This is a genomic window from Microcoleus sp. D2_18a_D3 (genome assembly GCF_036702455.1).
Taxonomy (GTDB): domain Bacteria; phylum Cyanobacteriota; class Cyanobacteriia; order Cyanobacteriales; family Microcoleaceae; genus Microcoleus.
The window spans coordinates 1-26615 of record NZ_JAUBTK010000041.1 but is presented as its reverse complement, the minus strand read 5'-3'; the positions used below and the strand labels follow the sequence as shown (position 1 = coordinate 26615).

General features: G+C 45.6%; 26 protein-coding genes. 17 read left to right on the top strand and 9 right to left on the bottom strand.

The genetic code is table 11. The annotated features are described in order from the left end of the window. Positions 1–115 precede the first annotated feature (115 nt). Positions 116–685 carry an HD domain-containing protein gene (locus QUB06_RS18960; RefSeq protein WP_333436585.1) on the top strand — a complete coding sequence of 190 codons (570 nt, stop codon included), beginning with the start codon at positions 116–118 and terminating at the stop codon, positions 683–685. Positions 686–736: 51 nt separating this feature from the next. Further along, on the top strand, positions 737–1870 hold the full coding sequence (locus QUB06_RS18955) for an ABC transporter ATP-binding protein (protein WP_333436584.1): 1134 nt from the start codon (positions 737–739) through the stop codon (positions 1868–1870). A 172-nt stretch (positions 1871–2042) separates the two neighbouring features. Here QUB06_RS18955 and QUB06_RS18950 read toward each other — a convergent pair whose 3' ends face one another. Next, positions 2043–2225, bottom strand: a complete 183-nt coding sequence (locus QUB06_RS18950; protein ID WP_333436583.1) for a hypothetical protein — start codon at positions 2223–2225, stop codon at positions 2043–2045. A gap of 6 nt (positions 2226–2231) precedes the next feature. On the opposite strand from QUB06_RS18950, the gene QUB06_RS18945 reads away from it, so the two are divergent. Further along, positions 2232–2630, top strand: coding sequence for a hypothetical protein (locus tag QUB06_RS18945; protein ID WP_333436582.1), 399 nt, complete (start codon positions 2232–2234; stop codon positions 2628–2630). A 69-nt stretch (positions 2631–2699) separates the two neighbouring features. On the opposite strand, the gene QUB06_RS18940 is transcribed toward QUB06_RS18945, so the two are convergent. From QUB06_RS18940 to rbfA, 3 genes are all read right to left on the bottom strand, one after another. Beyond that, entirely contained in the window at positions 2700–2933 is a 234-nt protein-coding gene (locus QUB06_RS18940; protein WP_333121145.1) for a DUF4327 family protein, read from the bottom strand. Between the two features lie 364 nt (positions 2934–3297). Beyond that, positions 3298–4941, bottom strand: coding sequence for a glycoside hydrolase family 3 N-terminal domain-containing protein (locus tag QUB06_RS18935; RefSeq protein WP_333436581.1), 1644 nt, complete (start codon positions 4939–4941; stop codon positions 3298–3300). Between the two features lie 68 nt (positions 4942–5009). Continuing rightward, entirely contained in the window at positions 5010–5447 is a 438-nt protein-coding gene (gene rbfA / locus QUB06_RS18930; RefSeq protein ID WP_333436580.1) for a 30S ribosome-binding factor RbfA, read from the bottom strand. Between the two features lie 271 nt (positions 5448–5718). Between rbfA and QUB06_RS18925 the strand changes: the two genes are divergently transcribed. The 5 genes from QUB06_RS18925 to sipA all read left to right on the top strand — a co-directional run bounded on the left by QUB06_RS18925 (position 5719) and on the right by sipA (position 7512). After that, positions 5719–6144, top strand: a complete 426-nt coding sequence (locus QUB06_RS18925) for an NUDIX domain-containing protein (RefSeq protein WP_333436579.1) — start codon at positions 5719–5721, stop codon at positions 6142–6144. A gap of 138 nt (positions 6145–6282) precedes the next feature. Then, entirely contained in the window at positions 6283–6489 is a 207-nt protein-coding gene (locus QUB06_RS18920; RefSeq protein WP_333300623.1) for a hypothetical protein, read from the top strand. Positions 6490–6571: 82 nt separating this feature from the next. Beyond that, positions 6572–6961, top strand: a complete 390-nt coding sequence (locus QUB06_RS18915; protein ID WP_333436578.1) for a GIY-YIG nuclease family protein — start codon at positions 6572–6574, stop codon at positions 6959–6961. A 109-nt stretch (positions 6962–7070) separates the two neighbouring features. Further along, positions 7071–7202, top strand: a complete 132-nt coding sequence (locus QUB06_RS18910; protein ID WP_333436577.1) for a hypothetical protein — start codon at positions 7071–7073, stop codon at positions 7200–7202. Positions 7203–7272: 70 nt separating this feature from the next. Then, positions 7273–7512 (top strand): regulatory protein SipA, encoded by a 240-nt coding sequence (gene sipA, locus QUB06_RS18905; RefSeq protein ID WP_333101820.1) that lies wholly within the window; start codon positions 7273–7275, stop codon positions 7510–7512. A gap of 335 nt (positions 7513–7847) precedes the next feature. Here sipA and QUB06_RS18900 read toward each other — a convergent pair whose 3' ends face one another. Then, positions 7848–11213, bottom strand: a complete 3366-nt coding sequence (locus tag QUB06_RS18900) for an EAL domain-containing protein (RefSeq protein WP_333436576.1) — start codon at positions 11211–11213, stop codon at positions 7848–7850. A gap of 530 nt (positions 11214–11743) precedes the next feature. On the opposite strand from QUB06_RS18900, the gene QUB06_RS18895 reads away from it, so the two are divergent. Then, a complete protein-coding gene (locus tag QUB06_RS18895; RefSeq protein ID WP_333436575.1) occupies positions 11744–12184 on the top strand; it encodes a pentapeptide repeat-containing protein in 441 nt (146 codons plus the stop codon). 152 nt (positions 12185–12336) lie between these two features. Here QUB06_RS18895 and crtH read toward each other — a convergent pair whose 3' ends face one another. Beyond that, on the bottom strand, positions 12337–13881 hold the full coding sequence (gene crtH, locus QUB06_RS18890; RefSeq protein ID WP_333436574.1) for a carotenoid isomerase: 1545 nt from the start codon (positions 13879–13881) through the stop codon (positions 12337–12339). 24 nt (positions 13882–13905) lie between these two features. On the opposite strand from crtH, the gene QUB06_RS18885 reads away from it, so the two are divergent. Next, positions 13906–14127, top strand: a complete 222-nt coding sequence (locus tag QUB06_RS18885; protein WP_333436573.1) for a hypothetical protein — start codon at positions 13906–13908, stop codon at positions 14125–14127. A gap of 1003 nt (positions 14128–15130) precedes the next feature. Here QUB06_RS18885 and QUB06_RS18880 read toward each other — a convergent pair. After that, positions 15131–20521: an AAA family ATPase gene (locus tag QUB06_RS18880; RefSeq protein WP_333436572.1), complete on the bottom strand. Its 5391-nt coding sequence runs from the start codon at positions 20519–20521 to the stop codon at positions 15131–15133. 373 nt (positions 20522–20894) lie between these two features. On the opposite strand from QUB06_RS18880, the gene QUB06_RS18875 reads away from it, so the two are divergent. Continuing rightward, a complete protein-coding gene (locus tag QUB06_RS18875) occupies positions 20895–21080 on the top strand; it encodes a hypothetical protein (RefSeq protein ID WP_333436571.1) in 186 nt (61 codons plus the stop codon). Positions 21081–21191: 111 nt separating this feature from the next. Here QUB06_RS18875 and QUB06_RS18870 read toward each other — a convergent pair whose 3' ends face one another. Then, positions 21192–21395 (bottom strand): hypothetical protein, encoded by a 204-nt coding sequence (locus QUB06_RS18870; protein ID WP_333436570.1) that lies wholly within the window; start codon positions 21393–21395, stop codon positions 21192–21194. A 37-nt stretch (positions 21396–21432) separates the two neighbouring features. Here QUB06_RS18870 and upp point away from each other — a divergent pair, with 37 nt between their 5' ends. From upp to QUB06_RS18855, 3 genes are all read left to right on the top strand, one after another. Next, positions 21433–22083 carry a uracil phosphoribosyltransferase gene (gene upp, locus QUB06_RS18865; RefSeq protein ID WP_333436569.1) on the top strand — a complete coding sequence of 217 codons (651 nt, stop codon included), beginning with the start codon at positions 21433–21435 and terminating at the stop codon, positions 22081–22083. Between the two features lie 225 nt (positions 22084–22308). Beyond that, complete coding sequence (locus QUB06_RS18860; RefSeq protein WP_333436568.1) at positions 22309–22776, top strand: TMEM165/GDT1 family protein; 468 nt, start codon at positions 22309–22311, stop codon at positions 22774–22776. A 59-nt stretch (positions 22777–22835) separates the two neighbouring features. Beyond that, positions 22836–23129, top strand: a complete 294-nt coding sequence (locus tag QUB06_RS18855; RefSeq protein ID WP_190658036.1) for a TMEM165/GDT1 family protein — start codon at positions 22836–22838, stop codon at positions 23127–23129. Positions 23130–23551: 422 nt separating this feature from the next. Here QUB06_RS18855 and QUB06_RS18850 read toward each other — a convergent pair whose 3' ends face one another. Then, complete coding sequence (locus tag QUB06_RS18850) at positions 23552–24058, bottom strand: hypothetical protein (protein WP_333436567.1); 507 nt, start codon at positions 24056–24058, stop codon at positions 23552–23554. Between the two features lie 328 nt (positions 24059–24386). Here QUB06_RS18850 and QUB06_RS18845 point away from each other — a divergent pair, with 328 nt between their 5' ends. The 3 genes from QUB06_RS18845 to QUB06_RS18835 all read left to right on the top strand — a co-directional run bounded on the left by QUB06_RS18845 (position 24387) and on the right by QUB06_RS18835 (position 26463). Then, entirely contained in the window at positions 24387–24698 is a 312-nt protein-coding gene (locus tag QUB06_RS18845; RefSeq protein ID WP_333101836.1) for a nucleotidyltransferase domain-containing protein, read from the top strand. Further along, positions 24679–25065, top strand: a complete 387-nt coding sequence (locus tag QUB06_RS18840) for a HEPN domain-containing protein (RefSeq protein ID WP_333283366.1) — start codon at positions 24679–24681, stop codon at positions 25063–25065. The genes QUB06_RS18845 and QUB06_RS18840 overlap by 20 nt, the downstream gene beginning before the upstream one ends. A 135-nt stretch (positions 25066–25200) precedes the next feature. Further along, entirely contained in the window at positions 25201–26463 is a 1263-nt protein-coding gene (locus QUB06_RS18835; protein WP_333436566.1) for an MFS transporter, read from the top strand. Positions 26464–26615: the final 152 nt, after the last annotated feature.

Genomic DNA, 26615 nt, shown 5'->3' with positions numbered 1-26615 from the left:
GTACAAGCGATCGCTCTCGATCGCATCTTTACGATCTTATTGAACTTGGTAGATTTCGTCTTTTCAACTTAGCCCGACAATTTATATATCATAGCAATTCAGAAAGGTGACTTTCATGATTCTCTCAAACCGTTTTTCTGAAGCCCTCACCTATGCCGCCGAATTGCACGCTACTCAAGTTCGCAAAGGTTCCGGCGTTCCCTACATTGCCCATTTGTTGGGCACTGCTAGTATAGCTTTAGAATATGGGGCAAATGAAGATGAGGCGATCGCAGCTTTGCTTCACGATGCGATCGAAGATCAAGGCGGCGCTACCACCCGCGAAGCCATCCGCCGCCGCTTTGGGGATACTGTCACAGCGATTGTAGACGGCTGTACAGACAGTGACGAGACGCCGAAACCCCCTTGGCGACAGCGAAAACAAGCTTATATCGATCGCATTTCTACAGCTTCTGGCTCAGTCAGATTAGTCTCGGCTGCTGATAAACTTTATAATGCTCGATCGATCCTGAAAGATTCCCGTCAATTAGGAGATACTGTTTGGGAACGCTTCAAAGGTGGCCAAGAGGGTTCTCTCTGGTATTATCGTTCTTTAGTAGAAGCATTCCGCCAAGCTGAGCTAACGCCTATAGTTGAAGAATTGGATCGCACAGTTTTAGAATTGGAGCAGTTTTATGAAAGCTAAATTCTGAAGGTAAAAAGCACTAATTTATCCATTACCAATTACAATTAAAAAATGGCAAATGTTCGCTTAGAAAATATTACCCGACGCTACCAAAACGTCACCGCGATCGAAAACATCAGCTTCAAAATCCCGAACGGGGAATTTTGGGTATTAGTCGGGCCATCCGGCTGCGGGAAATCGACAATTATGCGGACAATTGCAGGTTTAGAAACCGCCACTTCCGGCAATATTTACATCGGAGATAATTTAGTTAACAACATTCCGGCGAGACAGCGGGACGTTGCAATGGTGTTTCAAAATTACGCGCTTTATCCGCACATGACTGTCGCAGAAAACTTGGCATTTGGATTGCGGATGCGGAATGTTGACCCGACTAAAATTCAAGAACGAGTCGAAACAGTAGCCCGATCACTCTCGATCGACCACCTCCTCAAGCGTAAGCCCAAACAGCTATCAGGCGGGCAGCAGCAGCGGGTAGCACTCGGAAGGGCGATCGCCCGCGAACCGAAAGTATTCCTTTTAGATGAACCGCTTTCTAACCTCGATGCTCAATTGCGAGACGACACTAGAGCAGAACTCAAACAACTGCATCAACGGTTGGGAATTACCACCGTTTACGTCACCCACGATCAAGTGGAAGCGATGACTTTAGCGGATAAGATTGTAGTCTTAAATGGGGGAAAAATTCAACAAATTGGAGACCCGCAAAGCATTTATGCGAAACCAGCGAACCGCATGGTTGCCACATTTTTAGGCAATCCCGCCATGAACATTTTACCTGCAATTTATACTAACGAATCCTTTCAAGTAGGAAATCAACATTTAGCCTGTCCGCCCTCGATTCAGAAAAAATTGCAAGCGAGAGAAGGACAAGGATTTGATTTGGGCATCCGTCCAGAAAATATAGAAATCTTTACGCCACAAACAGTAGAAGATGATGATTTGAAAACCGATGTTTGGGCACTAGAAAAAGTCCCCCTCGATCTAGAGGTAAAAGTAGTGGAACCTCTGGGGCGAGAAACTTTAATTCGGGCGAGTTTGCCTTCGGTGAGCGCTGAAACTACTGTACAGGTGCAAGTACCTGCGAGTGTTCGCTTGCGATCGGGCGATCGGCTGACGGTACAGATTGACTTCGATCGACTATTTATATTTGATCCTTCCACCGGTGAAGCGCTGTATCCTTAACGGGCTTGAACAGGACTTACGCACGGGTAATCAGCCACCGGGGTTTTTTAGTCCCAGTGCCTAAGTCCTCTTCAATCTAAAATCTAAAATCTAAAATCTAAAATAGACTGAGCCTTCCAGTGGGAAAGTCTCGATTCGTCGTTACAAAAATTTACACTTGACATTTATTAATTTACCAAGTAATGATACGATTAGTATTGGCACAACGACAAAACGTCCCCCCAAAAGCTGATATTTCCTGAATCGGGGCGATCGCGACCCACAACGCCAGCATCTTCGCGCTAAGAAGCGGCTTTACGCCCTCACTTGCGAGCAACTGGCGAACCAAAAACTCAGAAAAACGTTCTAGCGGCATTTTTAGATGAATCCCGACAACCTGCCTCAAATGCTGCAAACAGGATTTCACCTAACTTTAGGTGCAACTTCCTTTTTAATTGAGACATTGCAAGATCCCCTGAAGCGAGAAGAAAATCTTGACAAACTGAAGTCAGATTTTGGCCAGCTAGCCGATGATCTGCTGGAAAAAGGAGAAATGACTGAGCGAGAAGCCCGGAATTTTGTAGATACTATTTTCTCTCAACCGGGCGATCGGGAGAATGCAGACAGTGAATCTGTCTCGCCCAAGCAATCAGATGCAGCAACAGATGCTCCTCCCGATTCGGTTGTACAGCCTAACGTACAGCTAGAGATTCAAGAATTAACAGCACACATGGCAGCGCTCAGAGCCGAGTTGGAAAATTTGCGCGCCGAAAATTCCTAGTATTAAAGAATCAAGAGTCTTTAACACAGCCGGAGTTTACTTGCCAACTTAATTTAAGAGAACCAAACTTTAGTCATTGTCCCATTTCTCAGAACCGATCAGGTCGGCGATGCGATCGCGCAGCAAGAAGTCGCATTTTTCTAATTCGCACTCTACACAAGCCCATTCCCGGGGGGGAATGAATTGGCACAGCGTGTAGATAGGCTGTTGGCGGCTCAGCACGCCCTCGTGGACGAGGTGACGCGCTTCATCTTGGATCACATCTAAAGAGTATTGGATTTGGGGAATAGTGGACTGAATCATAATGCGCCCTCAATGTTTTACTAAAAAAATTTATGGCCCTGGTAATAATATAGTCCAAACTTACGAATATGGAAGTTAAATTTTGTCCGTATACAGCTATACAATTCACTGCCGTCAATTTAAAAAAATTATAGGAACGATCAGTAAGTGATGGGATCTGTCTTAGGATGTGGAGAAGCAGCACATTTTCCCCACTAGCAGGCGGATCTGCTGGAAAGTTCTATTGAGAACTTAGGAACCCGCGTCCAATTCCCGGTTTCTGGATACTTCACCACAAAGGCAGAATTTGTCGCGAGAAACCGGGTTGATGAATTTAACTCCTAACGCAGCAAGCAACAAAGGAAAGATTCAGAAGTGCGGCAACTCAAGCCTTACCAGTTGCGTCAATGCCGAATAGCACTTCTAGAACGAGAGATTGCGCTGCCGGCATCTGCCCAAAACAAAATACATAAGGAATACTCGGAGGCAAGTGTGGCAAAAATTGCTCTAAAACGTAGGGACTGCCGTAAATTAACACGGCTTGCAGTTCTCCCGTTTTTAATAATTTCTTAAACCAATCTTGAGCTGCTTCGGTCAAACCAGCACTGCCTCGGAAGCAATTGCCGCGAATGAAAATTTGCAGCAGTGTCGGAGAAAAATCCTCTGCACCTGTATTATCAGCGATCGCGCCTGTGCGATCGTCAATCAGTTGCAATTCGTAACCAAACTGTTCGGGAAGGGCGATCGCCGGAGTGTGGTTGCCCAAAAACTCACACCCCAAAACATCATCTACAACAATCAAATTCCGCAAAAGCTGGTTTTCTGCTGGTTTTGCAACCTGCAAAGGTAGATTGCCGCCAAATTTCAAAGAATCTCGCAAAATATCGGCAGCAGTGGCCCTTGCCTGGGGAGTTGCCAGCAAACCTAAGTCGATCGACTCGATGGATTCTAAATTCTTGCTCTCCCCCTTAGCAAGGGGGGGTTGGGGGGGGTCAGAAATCGGCAAACCCACCTTTATTTTCGCTTTCCAAATTCGCTTGACAGATTCCTTGATTTGTGAGACAGGAATTCGCCCTTGAGTGACAGCTTCGCAGACAGCCAGAATCGCGCCTTCCGGGTCAAGCGGCATCAGCAAAACATCAGCACCAGCCTCAGCCGCCAAAACAGCAGCTTCATTAGCGCCGTACTTATTGGCGATCGCACCCATCACCAAAGCATCCGTCACAATCAAACCTTCAAATCCCAACTCTTCTCGCAGCTTCCCGATCAAAATCTTGCGAGAAAGAGTAGCAGGAAACTCGGCATCCCAAGCCGGAATCAGCAAGTGAGCACTCATCACAGCATCGGCCCCAGCAGCCATCGCCTCGACAAAAGGAGGTAACTCAACCTCAGTCAATCTCGCTGGCGAATGCGGCAAAACCGGCAATTCCAAGTGAGAATCAACCGCCGTGTCTCCGTGGCCGGGAAAATGCTTAGCTGTAGTCAAAACCGGGTGCTCACCTGCGCCGCGAATAAAAGCAGCGGCTAATTTCCCGACAATTTCCGGTGTCTCGCCAAAAGCGCGGACGTTAATCACAGGATTGTCGGGATTGTTGTTAACATCAACCACCGGTGCGAGAATCCAATTCAAACCGATCGCCCTAGCTTCGATCGCAGTGACAGCGCCCATTTGTTCAGCATATCGATCGGCTTTACCTGCATCGTGTCGCGCCACTTCAGCAATCGCCATCGGCGGCCCGAACCAAGTCGCCCCTGCGAACCGCTGGCCGACACCTTCCTCAATATCAGCCGCCAGCAGTAGCGGAAACTTAGCCCAAGACTGCAATTGGTGCGATCGAACCGCCAACTCTGCAGCACTTCCCCCCACCAAAATCACCCCACCGACGCCCAAATTTTCCAGATAATAGCGGAGTTTGCTAGCAGTTGGTTCCCATTCGGGATAGCGAATTTGGTGGTCGAACAAGCAGCCAGAAGCGCGCACCACGAACATCTGGGCCACCAGTTCTGGTAAGGAAAGATTGTCAATCATGGGAAATTAGGAATTGTTGACTGTTGACTGTTGACTGTTGAGTGTTGACTGTTGACTAGCTTCAGACACTAATCCTCGTCTGCTTCTAAATCATCATCATCATCATTTTCATTGCCATCGGCCAATTCTTCGTCATCAAACATACCCGGTTTGCGATCGGCAGAAAGCTGATTCAGCAGTATCAACATTTTATCGCCCCGTTCCAAAGAACGGTCTTCGAGAAAAATCACTTCCGGCGTCCGGCGCAGTTGCAATCGTTGGCCCAACTGGTTGCGGACGTAGCTAGTAGCAGATTTCAAACCCTCCATAGTCTCAGCCTTTGCCTCATCAGTACCGTAGATGCTGACAAAAATTTTTGTATGCTGAAGGTCTCCCGAAACAATTACATCGGTAACGCTAACCATACCGGCACCTACCCGGTCGTCCTTGATTCCATTCAGCAACATCAGGCTGACTTCCCGTTTAACCATTGAAGCTACACGCTCAATGCGACGACTTGTAGCCATAGCAACTATCCCCTACTTTTACATCAGCCATTTTCATCCCGATTGACAATTGTAGCGCGATCGGTATCGGGTGTTATGTGCGATCGGGGGAAAAAATGAGAATCAGCACGACACGGATGAACACGAATACACGGAGGATAGTCAAGTTAGCCAATTGTGCAAACAGTCAGATGACTCAAGTCATCCGTGTTATGCTCTACTTTTTCCCGGCGAGGGGACTGAAACAAAGTAAACCAAGTTTAACTAAACTATACATTTTAAAACATCTAATATGAATATTCCTCAGTCAATTGTTCGCATTTTTCTAATTCTCCCCAACGGTCAGATTGTGGCACAACTGCGAGATAATATTGTAGGTATTGCAAGTCAAGGGATGCTTTCTACTTTTGGTGGTGGCGTGGACGTTGGAGAAAGTCCAAAGCAGGCAGCGGTGCGAGAACTGGAGGAAGAAACTTGCCTCGAAACCAATTACACAATAGAATTTATCACAACTTTTCTTCACACAAAAACTCAAAATAATCAAAAAGTTATACAGGAAAATCACTTGTTTTTGGCTAGGATTAGGAATTTTGATCAAATAGAAATCAAAGAAGGTGTGGGTTTTGTAGTTTTGAGAAAAGATGTAGATTTTAGGAAAGTCAACGCCGGCGAGGGTACTCAAATGGCTTGGAAATTCTTGCAGGAATATTTAAAATAAAAAGTCATACACAATATTTTTCCCGTGCTGGGAGTGAAACATGGAGCAACCCTGCGTTATTATTAGAGCTAGAAGCCATTATTCACAGAGCAACTGAGCCGCCCTACAACGTTCAAATCCCACCGGAAAACTAGACTCATGCAATCAACAACTCTGGAACAACTATCTGCTGCTGATGCCGAAGCCATCCTAAAATACCTTCCAGAACGAATTCGTGCGGCCCTCATCGCCCGTGCTGCGGAAATTGAATATCCGATCGAAATTGTTGTGGAAATGGCAATTGCTAATTTCCTCGATAGCGAAGCACTTGGTTTTGCCGATTGCAAACCGGGGCGCGGCAACTAAAGACTCTGAACTTGAAGTTAATGTCGGTAATTAATGGGCGATCGTTCAATATAAAATCTGGCAAATACGATCGCCTTTCATTATGCCCGATTCTATCCAACAAGAAGCCCGCCAAATTCTCGACACCCTTGCATTCACCCCCTTCGAGCAATGTCAACCCCTCAGCCGCGACTTTGATACCATTCCTACCAGAGTAGGTTTATACGCATTTCGGCATTCCTCCGAAGGATTGCTTTACATTGGCAAAGCCAAAAACTTGCGAGACAGACTTCGCAACGGACATAAAGCCTTTCTGTGGGGCTGGCTCGTAGGCGTAGCCAGCCGCAGGCATCGCTACAATCCAGACGAAGTAAGGATTGCCTTCGTCACTCTCAACCAATGGCAAAGACCGGGGTTATCATATGAATTAGAAACCCTCATCCTCCAAGCCAGCAACCCTCCCTACAACATTAAAATCCCCAGAGAGTTATGAATCAAACAATCGCCACACAACACCTTTCTCCAGAAGCTATTCATCAGTTGGTCGATTATTTGCCTGACTATATAAAAGCTGCCCTGTTGTCCAAGTCCGCTGAACTTGAATGTTCTCTCGAAGCCGCGATGGCTACGCCCCGGCTTACGCCTACGAAATGGCAATCTCCAGCTTTTTAGACGAAGAATCCTTTAGCTTTGAGGATTGTTTGTTGGCTAAACGCATGAAAGATACTGTCTGAAATTTCATCGCTCTCGATCGCACTCCCAGTTACGATTAGATTATGCCGATCGGCAAAAGGAATAAAACTCATGGAAAAAGAATTTACAATCGGTCAAAAAGTCCGAGTTGTGGCGATGCCGCCTTACGTCAAAACTGCCGAACCGATGCCGATGCTGCGGCCTGCGAATTTAATTGCGATCGGCGCTGAAGGCGTTGTGATCGATCGCCGTCCCGGCAATTATTGGGGAATTCGCTTTGAAAAAGGTGCTTTTCTCTTAGACAGTCAGTACATTGAAGCAGCGGAAACTACTGTAGAAGGTAATGGGTAATGGAAAAGGGGGAATGGGGAAAATTAATCTGATAGAGAAATCCTCGCATCATTTGTGAATTTCTTACGGACTCCCAGGGGGTTCGGGGAGGGTTGGGATGGGGTAAACAAATCACGAGTCCTGCAAGGATTGCTCTATAAAATCCGTTAGTATCGGAATTATTCATCTCTCTCTTCTCTTCCTGGGCGCCCTCTGCGGTCTCTGCGGTTAAATCATTCCGAAATAACAGTAAACGATATGAGAACTTAAAATCTCCCTTTTCCTTCTTGCCTCAACATCCCTCCCTTAAATCCGTTAAATCCCATTGCTTGCTCGTCGTTGCCGAACTTCCTTCTTCAACAAGCCAGCTTCGCCTCAAAAGCCAAAGAATTAACAGGAAACTCCCCCAAAACTTCCTCTAAAATCGGAGATGTGAAGTTACAAGGTTGAGGCTTGCCCAAATGATAACCTTGAGCGTAATCTACCCCAAGTTCATTGAGTTTATCCATAATTGTTTGATTCTCAACATACTCCGCAATAGTTTTAATTCCCATGACGTGAGCGATTTTGGTAATAGCTTCCACCATTGCAATATCAATAGGATTATTGACAATATTCTTAATAAAATTGCCGTCAATTTTGAGATAATCAACCGGCAAGCTTTTCAGGTAAGCAAAGGAAGACATACCGCTGCCGAAGTCGTCCAAGGCAAACTGGCAGCCTAGTTCCTTGAGTTGCCAAATCAAGCTTGCTGCCTTGCTGAGATTACCGATCGCCACGGTTTCGGTAATTTCAAAACAAATTATTTGTGGCGGTATTTGATGGATGGAAAACTGTTCCTGAATAAACTCGATAAACTTTTCTTCGTTGAGGCTGTCCCCAGAAAGGTTGATTGAATAAAGGTTGGGATATTTGCTAAATGAGGATTGCAGATCCGACAAAAGAGAGCAAGCAGGGAAGGTAACTATTTTATCGCTGTCTACCCCGGGGTTTTGAACTAATAAATTTGCCGTGAAAATTTTAGATAAATTGCTAAATAAAGTACGAATCACCCAGCGGTCGATCGCGTGCATTAAGTTGTAGCGTTCTGCAGCCGGAATAAACGCCATCGGCGACACCAACTCACCAGTTTCCAACTGGAGGCGCAGGAGGATTTCGCAGTGGCTTCCGGTGGTTGGAGAATTGAGCAAAGGTACGATCGGCTGAGAGTACAAGCAAAAGCGATTCTCTTCTAAAGCTTGATTAATTTGCACCACCCACTCGGTTTCGCCGTGCTGTTTGATTAATTCTCGATCGCCGGCTTGATAAACCTGTACCCGGTTGCGACCTTTATTTTTAGCAGCGTAGCAGGCCATATCGGCCGCGCTCAAAATCGCAGATGTCGATGCTGTTTTGGGATTGATTGCTACCAAACCGATACTGACGCCGATCGAAAAAGTTTTGTCCTGCCACGCAAAGCGGAATCCCTGAATGCTTCGCAGCAGCGTTTCAGCAACATTCAATCCTCGTTCGACGGGACGATTATACAGGAGTACGGCAAATTCATCGCCGCCGAGACGCGCCAAAATATCGGTTTTGTGTATATTGCTTTTAAATAGCTGGCTGACTTGGCGCAGCAGTTCGTCCCCAGCAGCATGACCGGAGGTGTCGTTAACTATTTTGAAGCGATCGAGATCCAGGTAAAGCATCACGTGTTCTTGCCCGTAACCTTGAGCGCCGTGTAGGGCGTGCTCTAGCTGGTACTCAAATTCCCGGCGGTTGACTAATTGCGTCAGAGGGTCATGAGTTGCCTGCCAGGTGAGTTGCCGCGCTTGAGTTCGCACCTGGGTGACATCTCGGAACACAACGACGGCCCCGACAATTTTGCCGCTGCTGGCGTGGATGGGGGCGACGCAGTGGTCGATCGCAAATTCGCTGTTGTTGTGGGCAATCAGCAAATTGTTGCGCCCTTGGTCAACAATCCGACCTTCGGACAAAGCGATTTCGGCGATATTTTCGATCGGCCGCCTGGTAGTTTCGTCAACTATTCTCAGCACGCTGGCGAGGGGCAAACCTTTAGCTTCCGAGGTAGACCAACCCGTGAGTGTTTCGGCAACTGGATTAAGGGTGGAAATGCAGCCGTCGGCGTCAGTAGCGATTACGGCATCGCCGATCGATTGTAGAGTAACAAACGCGAGTTCTTTTTCTTCAAAAAATGCTTGTTCCATGCGCTTGCGATCGCTAATATCCCGCTGCACTGACACCCAGTGGGTAACGTTCCCGGAGGTGTCGGCAATGGGTACGCTGTTGAGTTCCACCCAATAAGTTGAACCGTCTTTGCGGTAGTTAATCAATTCTAGGCGTAGGGGTTCTTGGCGAGAGAAAGCACGGCGAATTTTATCGACTTGGGTGGGGTCGCTTTCTGGGCCGCGCAAGCAACTGGGGGTTTGTCCGATGATTTCTTGGGGTAGGTAGCCCGTCATTTGGGTAAAAGCTTCGTTGGTATAGATGATGGTGGGGTCGGAGATATCGCTGTCTCCGGCATCCATAATCACGATCGCGTCGTTAGCGTTCACTACAGCAGATTCTAAAAGATGGAGTCTGGCCTCGGCCCTAACGCGGGTAGCAATTTCGCTTTCTAGTCTGGCGTTAGTCAAGCTGAGGGATGCGATCGCTTTTTGCAATTCCCTAGTTCTTTCTGCCACTGAATCGTGCAGAACATCTATCGCCCCGGACATTTCCATCGGGTCAAGTACGCGCAGTATGTTGGTTTGAGTAACTATTCCCACGAGTTCTCCGCGTTCCCCCGTTACTACCAACCTGCGGACTAAACGCTGGTGCATTTCCTGATGAGCTACCCACAGCGAGTCTTCTTGCTTGAGACTAAATAAAGGGGTACTCATCACAGTTTGGGCGATCGTTTGCGACAAATCTATATCTAAAGCTTGAAATTCCACAATATCCCGTTCTGTGACGATACCTACTGGAATCGGGAACGGTAAATCCCTCGATAATTCTGTTGATTCGGTAATTACCACGCAGCTAACGCGGTGCTGGGCCATCAACTCGGCTAAACTCATAACTGACGCGGAGCGAGGTGCTTGAATGACTTGTGCGGTCATTACTTCTTTCACGCGGCGCATTTTTAAGATATTTGCCGGTTTCAGCATGGCTTGGCGAATGCTTTCCGGCGTAATTACTCCTAAGAGTTGACCTTCACTATCCAATATTGGCAAGTGCTTAATTCTTCGTTGCCCCAGCAGAATTAGGGCGCTGAAAATGTCTTGAGTCTCGGATTTTGTCAGAGTTGCTGCAGGCTGCCTCATCACTTCTGCGATGGTGACACCTTTTAAGTTTTTGCCAGAGGCAATCAAATCGACAAGATCCCTTTCTGTGAAGATTCCTTGCAAGTGAGAATGTGGAGCCGAGTGCGAGGATAATTTTAAGAGTGATTTTTCCACGACAAAGACGCAGATACCTGTCGCGTCTCTGCACGCGCTTGAGGTGGGGGGATTTGCGATTTCTGTTAGTGGCTGATAGATATCGGTTGGTGGAATGTCTGCGTTTAGAGAGCAAATTCCGCGCCGTTGGCCCATCAGGGTAATTACTTCTGCTAGTGGGGTATCGGGCGCAACTGTCAAGGGATAGCGGTCTATTACTTGAGCTAAGGTTGGCAGATACTTGGATGAATCGTTTTTGAGCATATTTAATTGAGTTTTGCGATCGCGTAGACTCTGCGACATTCCAAAAAAGTGCTGATTTCCAAGCACTAGGTGGATTTTTACGGCGCTGCTGAGACCTAATTAAAATTTATTGTTAAAAATGCAGCAGAGCTTGGGCTGGGGATCAGACCAGTGACTGCGTTTCCTCTACCTAGAAAGTTAGAAGCTTATCTTTATTTTAAGTTAAATTTTCTATCCCGTGACACATTTATTAAAAATAATGTATTTGTTGTGAACTTTTTGCGATAAAATCATCTGCTAAAACCATCCATAGCATTGCCAATCATCTCCATCTTCAGAAAGACGCATCTGTTGGCTATCCTAGCTAACCTAGAAAAGGTTACTACAAAAAGGCACTGTATTAAGTTCGGCAGTGTTAAGTTTTGCGAAATTAAGTTTTGCGGGCTTTTCGAGACCATGTATGCGTTTTTGAGGGGAATCGATGTCACAGCCAAGCTGTGAATTAGATCGCAACTTCCGAAAACAACCGTGGTAAGATTGTAGATATCAAGACAAGAACTTGAATACAGAGTCTGTGAGGAAAAGGGATTATGAAACGCAATCTATTAGCCGCTACTTTTTTAATTACTCCCCTACTGTTGGCTGGCCCGGCTCGCGCTGAAAATCCCGCTCACGTCAAACAGTTATTGTCAACCGGGCAATGTTTTAAGTGCGACTTGTCAGGAGCCGATTTAACGGGAGCTCATTTAATTGGTGCTGATTTGAGAGAAGCAAATTTACGAGGCGCAAACCTATCTAGTGCCAACCTCGAAGGTGCTGACTTGACGGGTGCTAACTTGACGGGTGCTAACTTAACCGCAGTTTTCCTGACTAATGCCAGTTTAAATGACGCAGACCTCGATCGGGCAAATCTGACTGCAGCCATCATTAACACCGCTGACGTATCCGGCGCATCAATGCAAGACATGACCATCACTAATGCCAAAATCTACAATACCCAAATCGGCGTCGGCGGCAGCTACGACCAGTAAACTCGTTAAAAGAATGGAAAACACCAATTTTGAGCTTATAAACCCGGTTTCTCTCCAGAAACCGGGTTTTTAGTCTTTTTGGAGGCTGCCCCGGAGCCTCACATTTTATGTCGTATTTCAAGCGAACAATCTGACGCACCCTACTACTACCGCTAAAAACCCAAATCAACCGCAATTCGGTGCGCGCAAGCAAACCCAGAAAATGCCACCGCATTTAAACCCTGTCCGGGAAACGTACTGTCACCCACACAATACAAACCAGGCATAGAAGTTCGATTAAACGGCATTCCCAGCAAACCCATTAGCTTCTGTCGCGGAATCGGCCCGTAAGTTCCATCTTCGCGGCCCAAAAAGCGGCGGTGAGAACGCGCTGTCCCTACTTCCATATAATCCAAACCGGCATCTAAACCGGGAAAAATCTTTTCTAATCTTTCAATAATTCTCCCTGCTGCCTCTTCCTTTTTATCCTCGTATTCCTGTTGCGAAAGTCCTTCCCACTCTTCCATCCAACTCGAAGTAAAAGCGTGAACGATGTGATATCCTGCAGGAGCTAAATCCGGGTCTAGAACTGTCGGAATTGACACTAAAACAGTTCCCTCCGGCGCTTCCATTTTGTCCCAATCTTCTAACAAAATGTGGTGGCAGGCGCTACCAGCAGGGATTACGCTTGCTTCCACTCCCAAATGCAAACTCAAGAAACTGGGGGCTTTTTGATAGCGCTGCTGCCATTTCTTCTCGCTAGCGGGCATCTCTTCTGCCGGCAGCAATTTCTCAAAAGTATCCCAGCGCGTGGCGTTAGAAACTATGCGCTTTGCGCGGTAAACTTCGCCGGTTGCTAGCTCGACTCCGACAGCGCGGCCGTTTTCTGTGATAATTTTTTTCGCCTTAGCTTTGTATTGAATTTGCCCGCCGCATTTTTCTAATCCTTCTACTAATTTTTGGGCGATTTGACCGACTCCGCCTTTGGGATAATTTATGCCACCGTAATGTCTGTCAGAAAATACCATTCCGGCATTAATCATCGGCGTCAAGTCCGCAGGTACTACAGACCAGTAGTAGCATTCCATGTCGATAAATTTCAGCAAAGTAGGGTCTTTTATGTAGCGCCGCGCAATGTCGCCAGTATTTTGAGGGAGATATTTTACTAATCCCAAACAGGCTAAAGGATTCTGAAAAAAGACTCGAACCAGATATCCGGGTTCTTCTAGGGATAGCAATTCCATTCCGTTGAGGCAGTTGAAGACGTTCCAGCATTCGCCGTAAAATTTTTGGATTCCTTCGCGTTCGTGAGGGAACCTGTCTGTTAATTCTTGCAAGTATTTGTCATAAGGCTGGGGAACTTCCAGTTCCAAGCCGTCGGGTAAGTGATAGTGAAGCTGTACGGGGTCGGGAATCGTTTCTAAGGTCACGTTAACTGCTTTCAGGGCGCGGGTGAGGAGGTTGGTGGTGCCGCGCTGTCCGAAGCCAAAAATCATGGATGCCCCAACATCGAATCTGTAGCCTTCTCGATCGAAATATCCAGCGCTACCCCCCGGAATTGTATAGCTTTCGAGCACCAAAACTTTGGCTTTTTTAGCGGCTAGCTGGGTGGCTGTCACGAGTCCGCCAATGCCGGAACCGATGACAATCACATCAAACTCTTGCTGTGTAGGGCGGGTGTTGGGAGAAAATAACTGGGATTGGGTAGGAGCTGACATTGGGTTAAAAATCTTAATATTTCTATGATTTTACAGTCGATCGCTCCCGAAGCAAGAAGTTCGGCAACGGATTATGTACGGGATGTAACGGATGTAAAGGATAGAAGGAAGACCGAAGTTCGGCAACGGATAATGCCCGATGCCCGATGCCCGATGCCCGATGCCCGATGCCCAATGCCCCAGCTTCAAAAAAAAATGCGGGAACAGTCTACCATTGCCGACTGCCCCCGTCTGCCGATCCTTTGAGAGGAGAACACTAAAAATCACTATAGCCTTGTTGCTAATTAATGTCAATACTATTGGAAAAAAATTTCAATAAGCTGATGGAGGTCGATCGGCGAATGGGTTCTAACTCACATCTGGCACAATTCTCGCTTCACAGGCTTTGGGGCCTGTTCCACAAAGAGTGAGTTTTCTTGTGGGGAGTAGGGGTTGGGCAGGAGATCCCGCCCGTGAAAGGCTTATTAACTTGAGGGGGCGACAAGGAAGCTAAAAAGGTTGCTGGATAAGCATCATAGCCTTCAGACCCTGCTGATAAAATGGCTGTTTATTGCCAACGGCAGCCATCATTTGCCTGGGGGGGTGACAAAGAGAGCTAAGAGCTAGACCTAATCTGAGTTACAGCCCTCATCCCCCGTTGATAAAAGTGGCGCTTATTCAAGGTTAATTTCATTAACTCTTGAACTGCTCCGGTATATTTGTCTAGGTATGTTTATACATCCCCATTGGGTGCGATCGATGACAATTGATAAAGTCTGACCCACTTGGCAATAGGTGGTTAACCAATAATTTATGAGGGGATACCAAATCTGGCGGAGGGTTAATTGAGGTAAATTCAAGAACCTTTGTAATTTCCGACGCCGGCAAAGGGCGGTAATCGGGTAGGGAAACCAGAGGGCTAATTGCTCCAACTTAACTTGTCTTTCCGATTGCAGCAGATTGAGTAGGATACTTAATACTAAAAACAGAGTACGAGTTAAGTGTTGTTGGAGATGCGTCTGATAAAATAGAGGTAACATAATTTGTGATAAGTTGTCGGTACTTTGAACCGGCCTATCTTTTTTTACCACAAGTGGGTCAACGCCTTACCTTGTCTAGCTTCTAACGGGGTTGTCACCCCCCCAGTGGGGCAAGCTATAGGCAATAAAAAATTATGTTTGGTCGAACTTGAAAAACTAATCAAGTGCTATGAGTGATTTTTTCATTCCTTATTCAGCAAGCCCTAATTACCCCCAAAAAACAATCTCCCCTACTTTTGTTTCAACACCACCAAGGCAATATCATCAAAAACTTTTTGCTCGCCAATATGCCGCCGCACATCTTCAATTACGACTTGCCGAATTTCCTCTACCCCTAGGTGGTGATTTCTGGATATGACTTCGCACAGTCTCTCCAAACCGTAAAGTTTTCGATTAATATCGAAAGCTTCAGTAATCCCATCGGTATAAAGCACCACTACATCTCCCCGGTTCAGCAACACTTGAGTTTGGGCAACAAAATCAGCAATCTCCCCATCCAAACCAATCGGGAAACCCAGAGATATTGTATCTATCCGCTCGACGCTGCTATCAGTACGCACCACTATTATCTCTTCATGTTGACCGCTGATATTGAGGATGCTATCTTGATACTCTAATAATGCCAATGTCATATTTTTTCCAGAATTCATCCGCTGGAGATTGCCGTAAAGGGTTCGATTGAGCACATCCATAAACCTCACCGGGTCTGTTTCATTACTTTCTTGAAGCGTTCGGACAGCGGTTTGTGCCATAATCATTATCACGCCACTTTCTAGCCCGTGTCCCGTAACATCGCCGATGCTGAAATAAACTTTGCCATTCTTAGATAGCACGTCGTAGTAGTCGCCACCCACTTCATCTGCAGGTGCCATAAAAACAGCAATTTCCAAGTCTTCAATTGCCTCCATTTCTGATGATTTTGGCAATACCATTTGTTGCAGTTGTCTCGCTACATCTAATTCAGCACTTAAGCGGATATTCTCTTTTTTCAAGCGTGAGTTGAGCGCAGTAATTTCTTCATAGGCAAGGGCGAGTTGGCGGTTGGAATCAGCTAGTTCAGCCGTGCGCTGTTGCACTTTTTCTTCTAAACTTTGATAGAGGCGAGCATTCTCAATCGAAATAGCAGCTTGAGCAGATAATACTTTTAAAAGTTCCAATCTGTCGGCTGTAAATGCAGCCTCGGTTAAATTATTTTCTAAATAAAGAATGCCACGGCAAATTCCTTGATGTTGAATTGGGAGACACAGTAGCGATTTAGGATGACGCTGGATAATATAAGGCTCCGCAGCCCAATTAGCTTCCTTAGTTGCATCATTAATTACTAGAGTTTCAGCCGTGCGCCAAACATAATTGACGATCGATACCGGAATCTCTTGGCTGGTGTCAACTGAGATAGATTGCAAGTGGCACTCGCTACCAAGCGATTGAGCGGTGATAAATAATTCACCCGATTGTTCTAAAATCAGAGCGCCGCCTGTTGCTCCTGCATTCTCCATCACGACGTTCATTAAAGTTGAGATTAACTTATCGAGATTAATTTCTCCAGATATGACTTGAGAGGCTTCGATGACTGTTGTTAAATCTAGAGCTGATGAAATACCTGTACCAGTGCTAGTTGTAACTTTGAGCGCGGCGATTTCATGAGTCGTCAGAGTGACTGTATCGCCCAATTGCGCGCCGGGATTTCTAGTAAAAATAGGGGCGAGTAATTGAGGATAGCGTTTTTCTAAATCTTCAATTTTTGCTTTGGCTCCCCAGCGAGAGTAAGCGTAATAAGCTGCGACAATGTAGGTTTGAGCAATGGTTTCTTTGCCCCAAGCTAAGTAAAATTTGGCGGCAAGTTCGTTGGCGATTGCTTCTTCATTTACGTACTCGTTTTCTTTGGCGATGGCAATAGCGTGATCGTAATCATCCATTGCTTCCACATTTTCACCCAGAACCCGATGCCGTTCTGCTTCCACCAGATAAGATTTATGCAAGTGATTCATCGGCGCGTGTTCAGCCCAGGCCTTGAGTTTTTGCTGATTGTGTGCTACTTTTTCTAAAATTAGCTCGCGATCGCTTGTGGATGAATCAGTCCAAATCGCTAGCTGTACCAGGGAGTCGTAGAAATGGAATAGGGGTACACAAAGGAGAGCGATCGCACTATCAATATATTCCTCTGCCTTGGCAGTATTTGCGATCGCTTGTGGCCATTCCTCAAATAGATAACAGAGAATCAGCTTGTTTAAATACAAATAGTGCAATCCGTTTCTGTCGTTGCCTTCTAAATGTTGCGATAGTAATTCTACTTCGTCATAAGCTTCACCCACTAAAAGGCAGCCATTTTCCGACTCACCTAATAAGTTAAGCACTGCCTGCCGAAAAATCTCATTATAATTAAACGAGGCAATTTGTTTTATTTGTTTGAGCGCATGACTGTAAGACGCCATTTCCCGTTCCAATTCGGTTAGTTCTGCCCCAGCAAAATATAAATGGTGACAGGCGTAACAAGCACTATAGGCGGCATATTCTAAATCTCCGGTTTCCAGTCCAATTTGGTAACTCTCCAGCAAAGGTTTTAATGTTTTGCGGACTGGTTCTTTCCAATGGGCGACCATGCCGCCAAAAATAAAGAATGCCTTGGGCTTAATTTCCTTGACGTTGAACTGATCCGCCACTGTTAAAGCCAACCTACCAAATTTATAACCAAATTCAATATCTCCCACGACGCCGCACATAATTAATCCGTAGGTCGCATAAGCAAAAGCCGACCAAGCAGCATTGCCATATTCCAGCGATAAATTAACCCGCTGGCACACTGTCAGCGGATACATTTGAGGCGCAGAAATATAGGTAGCAGAAGATAAACTCGAAAGAATTTGCATCGCTGCCAATTTTTCGGGGTCTGTCATCGCTGGCAAGTTAATCAAGTCCTCGATCGCGCGAGAACCCAAATTTTCTCTCGTTTCCACCATTGCTTGCTGAATATCTGACGGTTGGGTATTTTCTGGAAAATCTATCCCCAAAAGCTTCAGCACTTGTAGCCCCGTTCTCACGGCGTCTAAACCTCGGGTTTGCGCCATGTAGGCTTGAATTTTGACTTCATAAACTTTCACTTTATCCAGCAAAGTTTTAGCTTCGTTCAAAACAAGTGCTGACCACGCCTCCATCTGCTCGAAGTTACCCCCCAGATAGGCTGACTCAGTGGCTAATTCATACAGTGCCAGCGTTCTATCGTAATTAGTTTGCCAGCTATCTGCTGTTAGCAGTTTCATGCCTACAGATAAATAACCGAGCGCGGCCGCATAGGCTGTAGAAGCTTTGGCTTTACGTCCCGCAACTAAATTTAACTGCACCAGTTCTTCTTGTTCTGGTTGACTGTCAATTAAATCGACGGCAATATTCAACTGGTTAACAAGATCAAAAATTTTCTCTTCCCGTTCTGTTTCGGGGGTATTTGCCAACAGCAGCCGTCCAATTTTTAAGTGAGTCGATTGTTTTTTGTCTTCTGGAATTAGAAAATAAGCCGCTTGCTGCACTCGGTCGTGGAGAAATTTGTAAGGAACTGTCAGTTCTACATTCTCTTGACTCGTGATCGAGGAATCATCTTGGAAAAATTTGTAAACTTCGCTAATCGGAATAACTAGACCTTCTTGCAAAGCTTTCCACAAATCAGCCGCTGTCTCGGCTTGGGATTTTTCGCGGACAATTGCTAGGGTAGCGAGGTCAAAAGTGTTGCCGATGCAAGCTGCTAATTTCAATACTGTTTGAGTATTTTCCGGCAGCTTTTGCAACTGAGTTGCCATAAACTCGACAACATCATCGCTGACGGCGAGTGTCTTAACTTGTGCAATATCGCACTGCCAATAGTTGCAGCTAAAATCAAACGATATTAATCCATCTTCGTAAAGCGATTTGAGGAATTGATTCGTAAAGAAAGGATTGCCTTTGGTTTTTACCAGTACCAGTTCGGTTAAAGAAATTGCTCGCTCTGGCGGACAACTCAGAGTATCGGCAATCAGGCAGTTTAAGGAAGGTTGGTCTAAAGGTGCTAAGGTAATTTGATTGACCGTCGCATTAGTTTCCTTAATTTCATCTAACGTCAGCATCAGCGGATGTGCGGGAGAAACTTCGTTGTCTCGATAAGCTCCTATTAGCAACAGACAACGGGTATCCCCATCGCTTAAAAGCAATTGCATCAACTTCAAAGAAGCTGAATCGACCCACTGTAAATCATCTAAGAAAATCACTAAAGGATGTTCTTGAGTCGCGAAGACTCGGATAAACTTTGGAAACAGCAAATTGAAGCGATTTTGAGCGGCACTTCCTTCTAGTTCGGGGGCAGGTGGTTGCTTGCCAATCAGCAGTTCTAGTTCGGGGATTACCTCAATAATGACTTGGCCGTTTTCTCCCAAAGCGGCTAAAATTTTTGCTTTCCATTTCTGCACAACAGCCGCAGTTTCAGTCAGCAGTTGTCGCATTAAATTTTGCAGAGCTTGTACCCAGGCCCAAAAGGGAATATTGCGATTAAATTGGTCGAATTTTCCTTTAATAAAATAACCGCGTTGGCGGACAATGGGTTTGTGAACTTCATTGACAACGGCAGTTTTACCAATGCCGGAAAATCCTGCTACTAGCATGATTTCTGAATTGCCAAAACTGATGCGTTCAAATGCTGCTAAAAGCGTTTCTACTTCGGTTTCTCTGCCGTAAAGTTTTTCTGGGATAACGAAGCGTTCGGAAATGTCCCTTTTTCCTAATTCAAAGGGTGCAATCCTACCGCTAGCTGCGTACTGTTCCAAACACTTTTCTAAATCGTATTTAATCCCAAAAGCTGTTTGATAGCGGTGTTCAGCGGTTTTCGCCATCAATTTCATTACGATGTCATTTAAAATTTGGGGGATGGCGGGATTTACTGCAATGGGGGGAATGGCTTGACGGGCAATATGACAGTGAACTAATTCCATCGGGTCTGTCGATTGAAATGGCAACTGACCCGCTAGCATTTCGTAAAAAGTTACGCCCAAAGAGTAAAAGTCAGTACGATAGTCAATCCCCCGATTCATGCGTCCTGTTTGTTCCGGGGAGATATAAGCGAGGGTTCCTTCTAACTGATTGGGGTTTTGAATTTCTTGGCTTTCTCTGGGTAAAAGCGAGGAAATGCTGAAGTCAATCAGTTTGACTTGTTTAGTTTGAGGGTTAATTAAAATATTCTGGGGTTTAATATCTTTATGAATAATTCGGCAGCGATAAAGTCCTTCTAACGTCGTGACAATTTGAAGAGCTATGTCAAAAAAGTTAGCGAGGTTATCGGTAATTTTTCCTGTTTTTTCAAGAACCGGGGAGGTCAGATAGTTAGCGAGGGAAATGCCACCATAATCCTCCATTATCAGAGCAAAACTATTTCGATAGTTTTCCAAGCTTAAATGTTTGACAATTCCCGGAAAGTCGAGATTTTTGGCAATTGTGTATTGATTGCGGAACTGTACCAGTTCGGTGAATGTTGGATATTCCGACTGAAGCAGTTTGATGGCAACTGGTTGACTGTCTAACTCTTTAACCCCTAGGTAAACTTGGGTTCTGTTACCATTGTAAATTTGTTCGGTGATGTAATAGCCAGAAATTTTTAGAGTTGTCATCTTTACTCGACCTTGGTAATTTACAATTTTTAATTCTTGGTCTAGCGATATACATCATACATCGACTTTAGGGCTGTATTAGTATTGTAATTTGGCTAATTTTTAGCATAGATAGAAGAATGAATGTTGGAGGTTATAAAATTACATTAGTCTTATGCTTTATTTAGTAAATAAACCCACAAAATCTAGGTCGCCAATATTAAGTGTTGTTATGATTTATTATCATATATTAATTATTCATAAATTTCCTTGCTCGATCGAGGGGACTAATAACTTGTATGAGTAATATTGTTGGCACGCAGATAAATTAATGGGTGCGATTTAAAAATCAGTACAAGGCTCAAACTGAACGGCTATCTTCGGGGAGTTGTTGATGGATACAATTTTAGAGGTGTTCTTTTTACCACCGATGGCGATGGCGCGTTTAGGTAGCAACGATAAACCACTGGAAAGTTTCACTTGGACAGAAGATCCCAGCGTCTTTGGTGGCGATATGACCATTATAGCCCCGCAAGTCAGCTTAGAAGTCAGAGAAGAGGGCTCTCTGCGTTCTCAATAAGCAGGGGTTTTTTCTCCATTTTTTTTAGGGGTGTGTTGCTTGAACAGCTTTCCCTATCTAGCTTTTACCTTCCTTCTCGCCCCCTCAACTTATTAACAATGGTGCAAGATGTCAGTTGTAACCGATGGCTGGTGCGTGTTGCAATAGTTCGGCAGTCCGGCGGAGGTTTGAGCCTGTGACGGCAATCTTAAAAATAGTGCTCTTCGGTCGATTCTCAATCTCTCGCTTGTATGCGCCCTCAAGGATGTGATAAGTTGCACAGAGCGATCGATCGCCCGTTGGCGAAGCCCTCGAAGAAGATCGACCGCACGGCATAAAATTTCTCCAACCTAGCACTCTCCCCAATTTCCTAATGTCCCTGCAACTGCGCGTTTACGTTCCTCCACATCCGTTAATTAAACACTGGCTGGCTGTTGCCCGCGACGCCGCCACCCCATCGGTACTTTTTCGTTCTGCGATGACAGAATTGGGAAGGTGGCTGGCTTACGAGGCAATTAGAGAGTGGCTGCCGATAGTGGAAACAACGGTGCAGACGCCTTTGGCAGAATGTCCGGCGGCTTTTATCAACCCGGAAGCTCCGTTAGTTGTGGTACCGATTTTGCGGGCGGGTTTGGCACTGCTGGAAGGAATTCAGACGGTTGTGCCGCTGGCGTCGGTTTACCACCTCGGCATGGCAAGAAATGAGGAGACGCTGCAACCGACTTGTTATTTGAACAAATTGCCGGCGCAGTTTATCCCGGCAACGCGGGTGATAATTAGCGAGCCGATGCTGGCGACTGGCGGCACGATTGTGGCGACAATGCAGGAATTGACGAAGCGGGGAATTGACCCAAGCTTGATTCGGATTATCTCTGTGGTGGCTGCTCCTCCGGCTTTGAAGAGGCTGAGTGCAGAGTACCCGAGTTTGATGATTTACACGGCAACGATCGACGAAATAGTCAACGAACAGGGCTTTATTGTACCTGGTTTGGGAGATGCGGGCGATCGAACTTACGGCACATGAACCAGTCAGTCAGTCAATTTTACATTTTAGATTTTAGATTTTAGATTGACTCGACAGATAAATCTGAGGGCTTGTATCCCTTTTTGGGTGCGGTGAGTTGTTCCAGGAATCAGTGGCTGAAATCTCCGGGGAAAAAGATGACCCTGGTTTGGTAAAAGCAGGCACCGAGAGAGTTAGAATCAAAAGTACAAGTCAAAAATAAATAGCGTTTAGCACTCATTGCCCGTGAAACTTGATTCTGTTCCGCCAAGCTTGTCTGCTTCTGACTCAGTAAACCTCAATTATGATTTGCCACAACAGGTACAACTACAAATAAAAGAGGTTACTGAGATTTGTGCTGCTTTAACCCCGGAGCCCGCTGAACTCTCAGTGACTGTAAATCCCGATATTTGTCAGGAACAAAAGAAACTGAAGTCGAAGCACTGGGCAATTTTTGCTTCGACTTTTGCAACTATTTTTTTAGCTGAAATTGGAGACAAAACTCAGCTCGCAGTTTTGCTGATGACGGCTGAATCTCGAAATCCTTGGATCGTTTTTGCGGGTGCGGGTTCGGCTTTGATAGCAACCAGCTTGCTGGGGGTGTTGCTGGGAAGGTGGCTGGCTAGTCGGATTGCTCCGAGAACTTTGGAGAGAGCAGCAGGAGTGATTTTGCTGGCGATTTCGGCGGTTCTGCTGTGGGAAGTGCTGGGTTAATTGTCTGCCTGTCGGTAAGTCCTAGATTTCTACAATAGCTAACTAAGAACTAAAAAAACATGGACTGGCAACTTTTGGGAATCAGTTTTATTACAGTGTTTTTGTCAGAATTGGGAGACAAAAGTCAATTAGCTGCGATCGCCCTGGGCAGCAGTTGTAACTCGCCGCGGGCTGTATTTTTTGGCACGGCGTCGGCGCTGCTGCTGGCGAGTTTAATCGGCGTGGCGATCGGCTTCAGCACCGCAGAGGTGTTGCCGGAACGACTGGTAAAGGGACTCGCGGCGATCGGATTTGCGGTAATGGGCTTGCGCTTGCTGTGGCCAAAAGCAGATTTACCGGAAGCATCCGAGTAGGGCGTGGCGTCGGTCGATTTTAGATTTTAGATTTTAGATTTTAGATTTACTCCACAGATGAAGCTGGGAGTTTGAACAAGAGTCTAAAATGTTGAGTTCTCCACAACAGGATTTGGGGGCTTGTCTCCGTTTTTGGGCGGGTCAGGAAACTTGAAAATATAGTTATATCAAATCTGTTAGCATCGGAGATTATTCATCTGTCTCTTCTCGACCTCTGCGTGAATCAGCGTCATCTGCGGCCCAAGAAATTCTCTTTTTTTAACCGCAGATACAGGCAGATAAACACAGATTAACGCCGCTGAATATCAAATCCGGTGTTTACGATCGCGTTAAAATTTTAAAAATTAGCGGGGGGCGTGAATTCACGCCCCCCGCTGCTGGTTGAGTTTTTTTCTCAACTCAACATCTGAGCCTTCTGTCGATTAAACTTGGTTTTGGTAGCACCAGCCCAGCAGCGTACCGGCGACAGCCAACTTCAGCGCTTCCAATCCAAAATAGCCTTGGTGCAGTAGATTCATCCCGGCGGGCACTTCTGCTGCGGAATCGAACAGATTTAGCTGGATTCCTAGGGCACTCATTTGGGGTGTCAGGCCGTAGGTGTCAATCAGGGCGATCGCCAGAAGTACCAATGATAATAAGATTGCTGTGCGGCTGCGCTTGCCGAAGTCACCGACTAAATTGCTCAAAACCATCAAACCCGTTGCCACCAGGCCCGAACAGATTAACTCAACCCGGTTGAATCCCCAGAACATTAAATTTCCGGCCGTTGCAAATTCGGGAGATGTCGTCATGCCAGATACGTAGAGACTGGGCATAATTACTAGATCCAAAATCAGGCTAACGCTGAGCCAGAAAATTAGGGCCACCATGACAATTGCTTGCCAGCGCGGTTTGATTGATTCCACTCTTGATGTTGTAATAGCTGTCATATAATTAGACCCTCTAAAATTTTCTTCTGCCTTTTCTAGAGCTTAACTAATTTTTTCCTAAAAGCGTGTTAAGTATTTTTAAATTAATGGTAACTTTTGTGTAACTAACTGAGAAGAATTGTTAAGCTTGCGGGTGTTCGTCTTCGATGGCTTTTTTCTGATCGCTTCGCTAACGCCAACGGGCGAGCCAACAGCAACAGTTTAAAATTTATGGCGATCGTCAAAAATCTCTTGATAATTACTCATTGGAGGGAGAGACTCCAGAAATTTCATGTGTTATTATTACAGTTGAATTGAAAAATATTAAAAATGTTAGCAAATGATTGAAATGAACACAATCATGGAATTGAGTCGGGCAATAGCCAATAAATTCAAACCGCAAAAAATAATTTTGTTCGGCTCTTACGCCTATGGAAATCCCACAGAAGATTCGGACGTTGATATGTTGGTAGTTTTATCTTCGGATGGTAATAATCTTCGTAAAACTTGGGAAATATTAAATCAAACTCAGCCAAACTTTGCTGTAGATTTGTTAGTGCGAACTCCTTCGGAAATTGAACAACGTCTAGCTTGGAATGATTTATTTTTGCGGGAAATCATCGAGAAAGGAAAGGTGATTTATGAATCCGCTCACACTTGAATGGGTTGATAAAGCTGAGGGCGATTTTACTACAGCTTTGCGGGAATTGCGAGCGCGAAAATCTCCGAATTATGATGCGGCGTGTTTTCACGCTCAACAGTGTGCCGAGAAATATCTAAAAGCGCGTTTGCAGGAAGCAGTAATTGCTTTCAGCAGAACGCATAATTTGACGGTTTTGTTAGATTTGCTGTTGCCCGTTGAGCCTGGGTGGGATAAGCTTCGCACAAAACTTTTAGCGTTAACTGCTTTCTCCGTTGCCTATCGCTATCCGGGGGCTTCGGCTGATAAAGATACAGCCCGCGAAGCATTAAATTTTTGTCGCGAAGTTCGCGAACAAGTAAGGTTAAGTTTGGGTTTGACTCCATAATACCAAATCCTGCTTTAATACCTGCTTAATTCTTGAGTCCGCGAAGGCGGACTTCGTTTGTGTAGAGGCGGTTTCAACCGCCGACTGTTCATTAGTTTAGACGCGGTTTCAACCGCCGACTATTATAAATAATATATGCCTAAATTTCAATTATCCTCTTGGTTGCCCCGTCTCCCCCCTCAAGTCTGGATTCTTGCCGCCGGCAGATTCCTCTCCCAAAGCGGCACCGGTTTTACTTTATTTTACGCGCCGATATTTTTTGTCGATCGCGTCGGTTTATCTGCTACTGCTGTTGGGATTGGTTTGGGTAGCGGTTCAGTTTCGGGAATATTGGGCAGAATTTTGGGCGGTTCTTTTTGCGATTCAAAATTTTGGGGAAGGCGGCGAACTTTATTGCTGGCGACAATAATAGCGGCGGCGGCTTCTTTTGTACTGGCGGGGACTAATGATTTCGCTGGCTTAATTGCGGGCAATTTACTGATGGGTTTTGGTGTGGGTTTGTATTGGCCTCCAACCGAGACGATGGTGGCGGATTTAACTGAGGGCGAACAGCGACAGGAAGCTTTTGCTTTGACGCGGCTTGCTGATAATTTGGGTTTGCAAGTTGGGATTATTTTGGGCGGTTTGTTGATTGAGGTAACGGGTAATTATCGATCGCTCTTTATTATTGATGGTATCTCGTTTTTAGTGCTGTTTGCAGTAGTTGCGATCGCGATCGCCGAAACCTACAAACCAGTTAATTCAGCGGATAGAGGCAAAAAAAATCGGGAAAATGGCTGGATGGTGGCGCTGAGCGATCGCAGTCTTCTAGTTTATGCTTTAGTAAATACTCTGTTCACATTATATATTTCCCAAATCCAAACCACAATGCCGCTGTACTTTAGCAAGTTTGTCGCGGTGGGGACATCGGGGAAAGGCTTTTCAACAGGTACAATTACCGTTTTGTTTGCTTTTAGCACGTTTTTAACTGTGGCTTTGCAACTGCCGGTTGTTAAAGGTTTGAAGCGGTTTTCCCATCCAAAAGCTTTGATGATTTCTGCGCTGCTATGGGGAATGGGATTTATTGCGATCGGCTTGACGGGAATGGCTGCAACTGGCAATCTATTTTTAGCTGTTTTAGGCTTGAGCTTTTTGTCGGTGGCGACTGTTGCTTATACGCCTTTTGCTTCGGCTTTGGTGGTGGATTTAGCGCCGGAGTCTTTGCGGGGCGTGTATTTGGCGGTTAGTTCTCAGTGTTGGGCGATCGGCTATTTAATCGGGCCGCCGCTGGGCGGTTTGGCTTTGGATGGAGGTAAATGGGCGGCGGATAATTTTTGGTTGGGTTTGGCTTTGAGTGTGGGCGCGGCTATTTTTATTTTGCAAAAGCTCGATCGAATGTTGAAAAATAGCAGTCATTAGTTATTAGTCATTAGTCATTAGTCATTAGTTATTAGTCATTAGTCATTAGTTATTAGTCATTAGTTATTAGTCATTAGGGCTCTCCTGAACTTATGGTTATAAGTTTATCTAATCAGAAAAGCAAGCTAATACGCGATTCCTAAAATTATTAA

Excerpts from the sequence above, each read along its gene's own strand:
- QUB06_RS18960 (WP_333436585.1), top strand. The coding sequence starts at position 116 with ATGATTCTCTCAAACCGTTTTTCTGAAGCCCTCACCTATGCCGCCGAA.
- QUB06_RS18955 (WP_333436584.1), top strand. The coding sequence starts at position 737 with ATGGCAAATGTTCGCTTAGAAAATATTACCCGACGCTACCAAAACGTC.
- QUB06_RS18950 (WP_333436583.1), bottom strand. The coding sequence starts at position 2,225 with ATGCCGCTAGAACGTTTTTCTGAGTTTTTGGTTCGCCAGTTGCTCGCA.
- QUB06_RS18945 (WP_333436582.1), top strand. The coding sequence starts at position 2,232 with ATGAATCCCGACAACCTGCCTCAAATGCTGCAAACAGGATTTCACCTA.
- QUB06_RS18940 (WP_333121145.1), bottom strand. The coding sequence starts at position 2,933 with ATGATTCAGTCCACTATTCCCCAAATCCAATACTCTTTAGATGTGATC.
- QUB06_RS18935 (WP_333436581.1), bottom strand. The coding sequence starts at position 4,941 with ATGATTGACAATCTTTCCTTACCAGAACTGGTGGCCCAGATGTTCGTG.
- rbfA (WP_333436580.1), bottom strand. The coding sequence starts at position 5,447 with ATGGCTACAAGTCGTCGCATTGAGCGTGTAGCTTCAATGGTTAAACGG.
- QUB06_RS18925 (WP_333436579.1), top strand. The coding sequence starts at position 5,719 with ATGAATATTCCTCAGTCAATTGTTCGCATTTTTCTAATTCTCCCCAAC.
- QUB06_RS18920 (WP_333300623.1), top strand. The coding sequence starts at position 6,283 with ATGCAATCAACAACTCTGGAACAACTATCTGCTGCTGATGCCGAAGCC.
- QUB06_RS18915 (WP_333436578.1), top strand. The coding sequence starts at position 6,572 with ATGCCCGATTCTATCCAACAAGAAGCCCGCCAAATTCTCGACACCCTT.
- QUB06_RS18910 (WP_333436577.1), top strand. The coding sequence starts at position 7,071 with ATGTTCTCTCGAAGCCGCGATGGCTACGCCCCGGCTTACGCCTACGAA.
- sipA (WP_333101820.1), top strand. The coding sequence starts at position 7,273 with ATGGAAAAAGAATTTACAATCGGTCAAAAAGTCCGAGTTGTGGCGATG.
- QUB06_RS18900 (WP_333436576.1), bottom strand. The coding sequence starts at position 11,213 with ATGTCGCAGAGTCTACGCGATCGCAAAACTCAATTAAATATGCTCAAA.
- QUB06_RS18895 (WP_333436575.1), top strand. The coding sequence starts at position 11,744 with ATGAAACGCAATCTATTAGCCGCTACTTTTTTAATTACTCCCCTACTG.
- crtH (WP_333436574.1), bottom strand. The coding sequence starts at position 13,881 with ATGTCAGCTCCTACCCAATCCCAGTTATTTTCTCCCAACACCCGCCCT.
- QUB06_RS18885 (WP_333436573.1), top strand. The coding sequence starts at position 13,906 with ATGATTTTACAGTCGATCGCTCCCGAAGCAAGAAGTTCGGCAACGGAT.
- QUB06_RS18880 (WP_333436572.1), bottom strand. The coding sequence starts at position 20,521 with ATGACAACTCTAAAAATTTCTGGCTATTACATCACCGAACAAATTTAC.
- QUB06_RS18875 (WP_333436571.1), top strand. The coding sequence starts at position 20,895 with ATGGATACAATTTTAGAGGTGTTCTTTTTACCACCGATGGCGATGGCG.
- QUB06_RS18870 (WP_333436570.1), bottom strand. The coding sequence starts at position 21,395 with ATGCCGTGCGGTCGATCTTCTTCGAGGGCTTCGCCAACGGGCGATCGA.
- upp (WP_333436569.1), top strand. The coding sequence starts at position 21,433 with ATGTCCCTGCAACTGCGCGTTTACGTTCCTCCACATCCGTTAATTAAA.
- QUB06_RS18855 (WP_190658036.1), top strand. The coding sequence starts at position 22,836 with ATGGACTGGCAACTTTTGGGAATCAGTTTTATTACAGTGTTTTTGTCA.
- QUB06_RS18850 (WP_333436567.1), bottom strand. The coding sequence starts at position 24,058 with ATGACAGCTATTACAACATCAAGAGTGGAATCAATCAAACCGCGCTGG.
- QUB06_RS18845 (WP_333101836.1), top strand. The coding sequence starts at position 24,387 with ATGAACACAATCATGGAATTGAGTCGGGCAATAGCCAATAAATTCAAA.
- QUB06_RS18840 (WP_333283366.1), top strand. The coding sequence starts at position 24,679 with ATGAATCCGCTCACACTTGAATGGGTTGATAAAGCTGAGGGCGATTTT.
- QUB06_RS18835 (WP_333436566.1), top strand. The coding sequence starts at position 25,201 with ATGCCTAAATTTCAATTATCCTCTTGGTTGCCCCGTCTCCCCCCTCAA.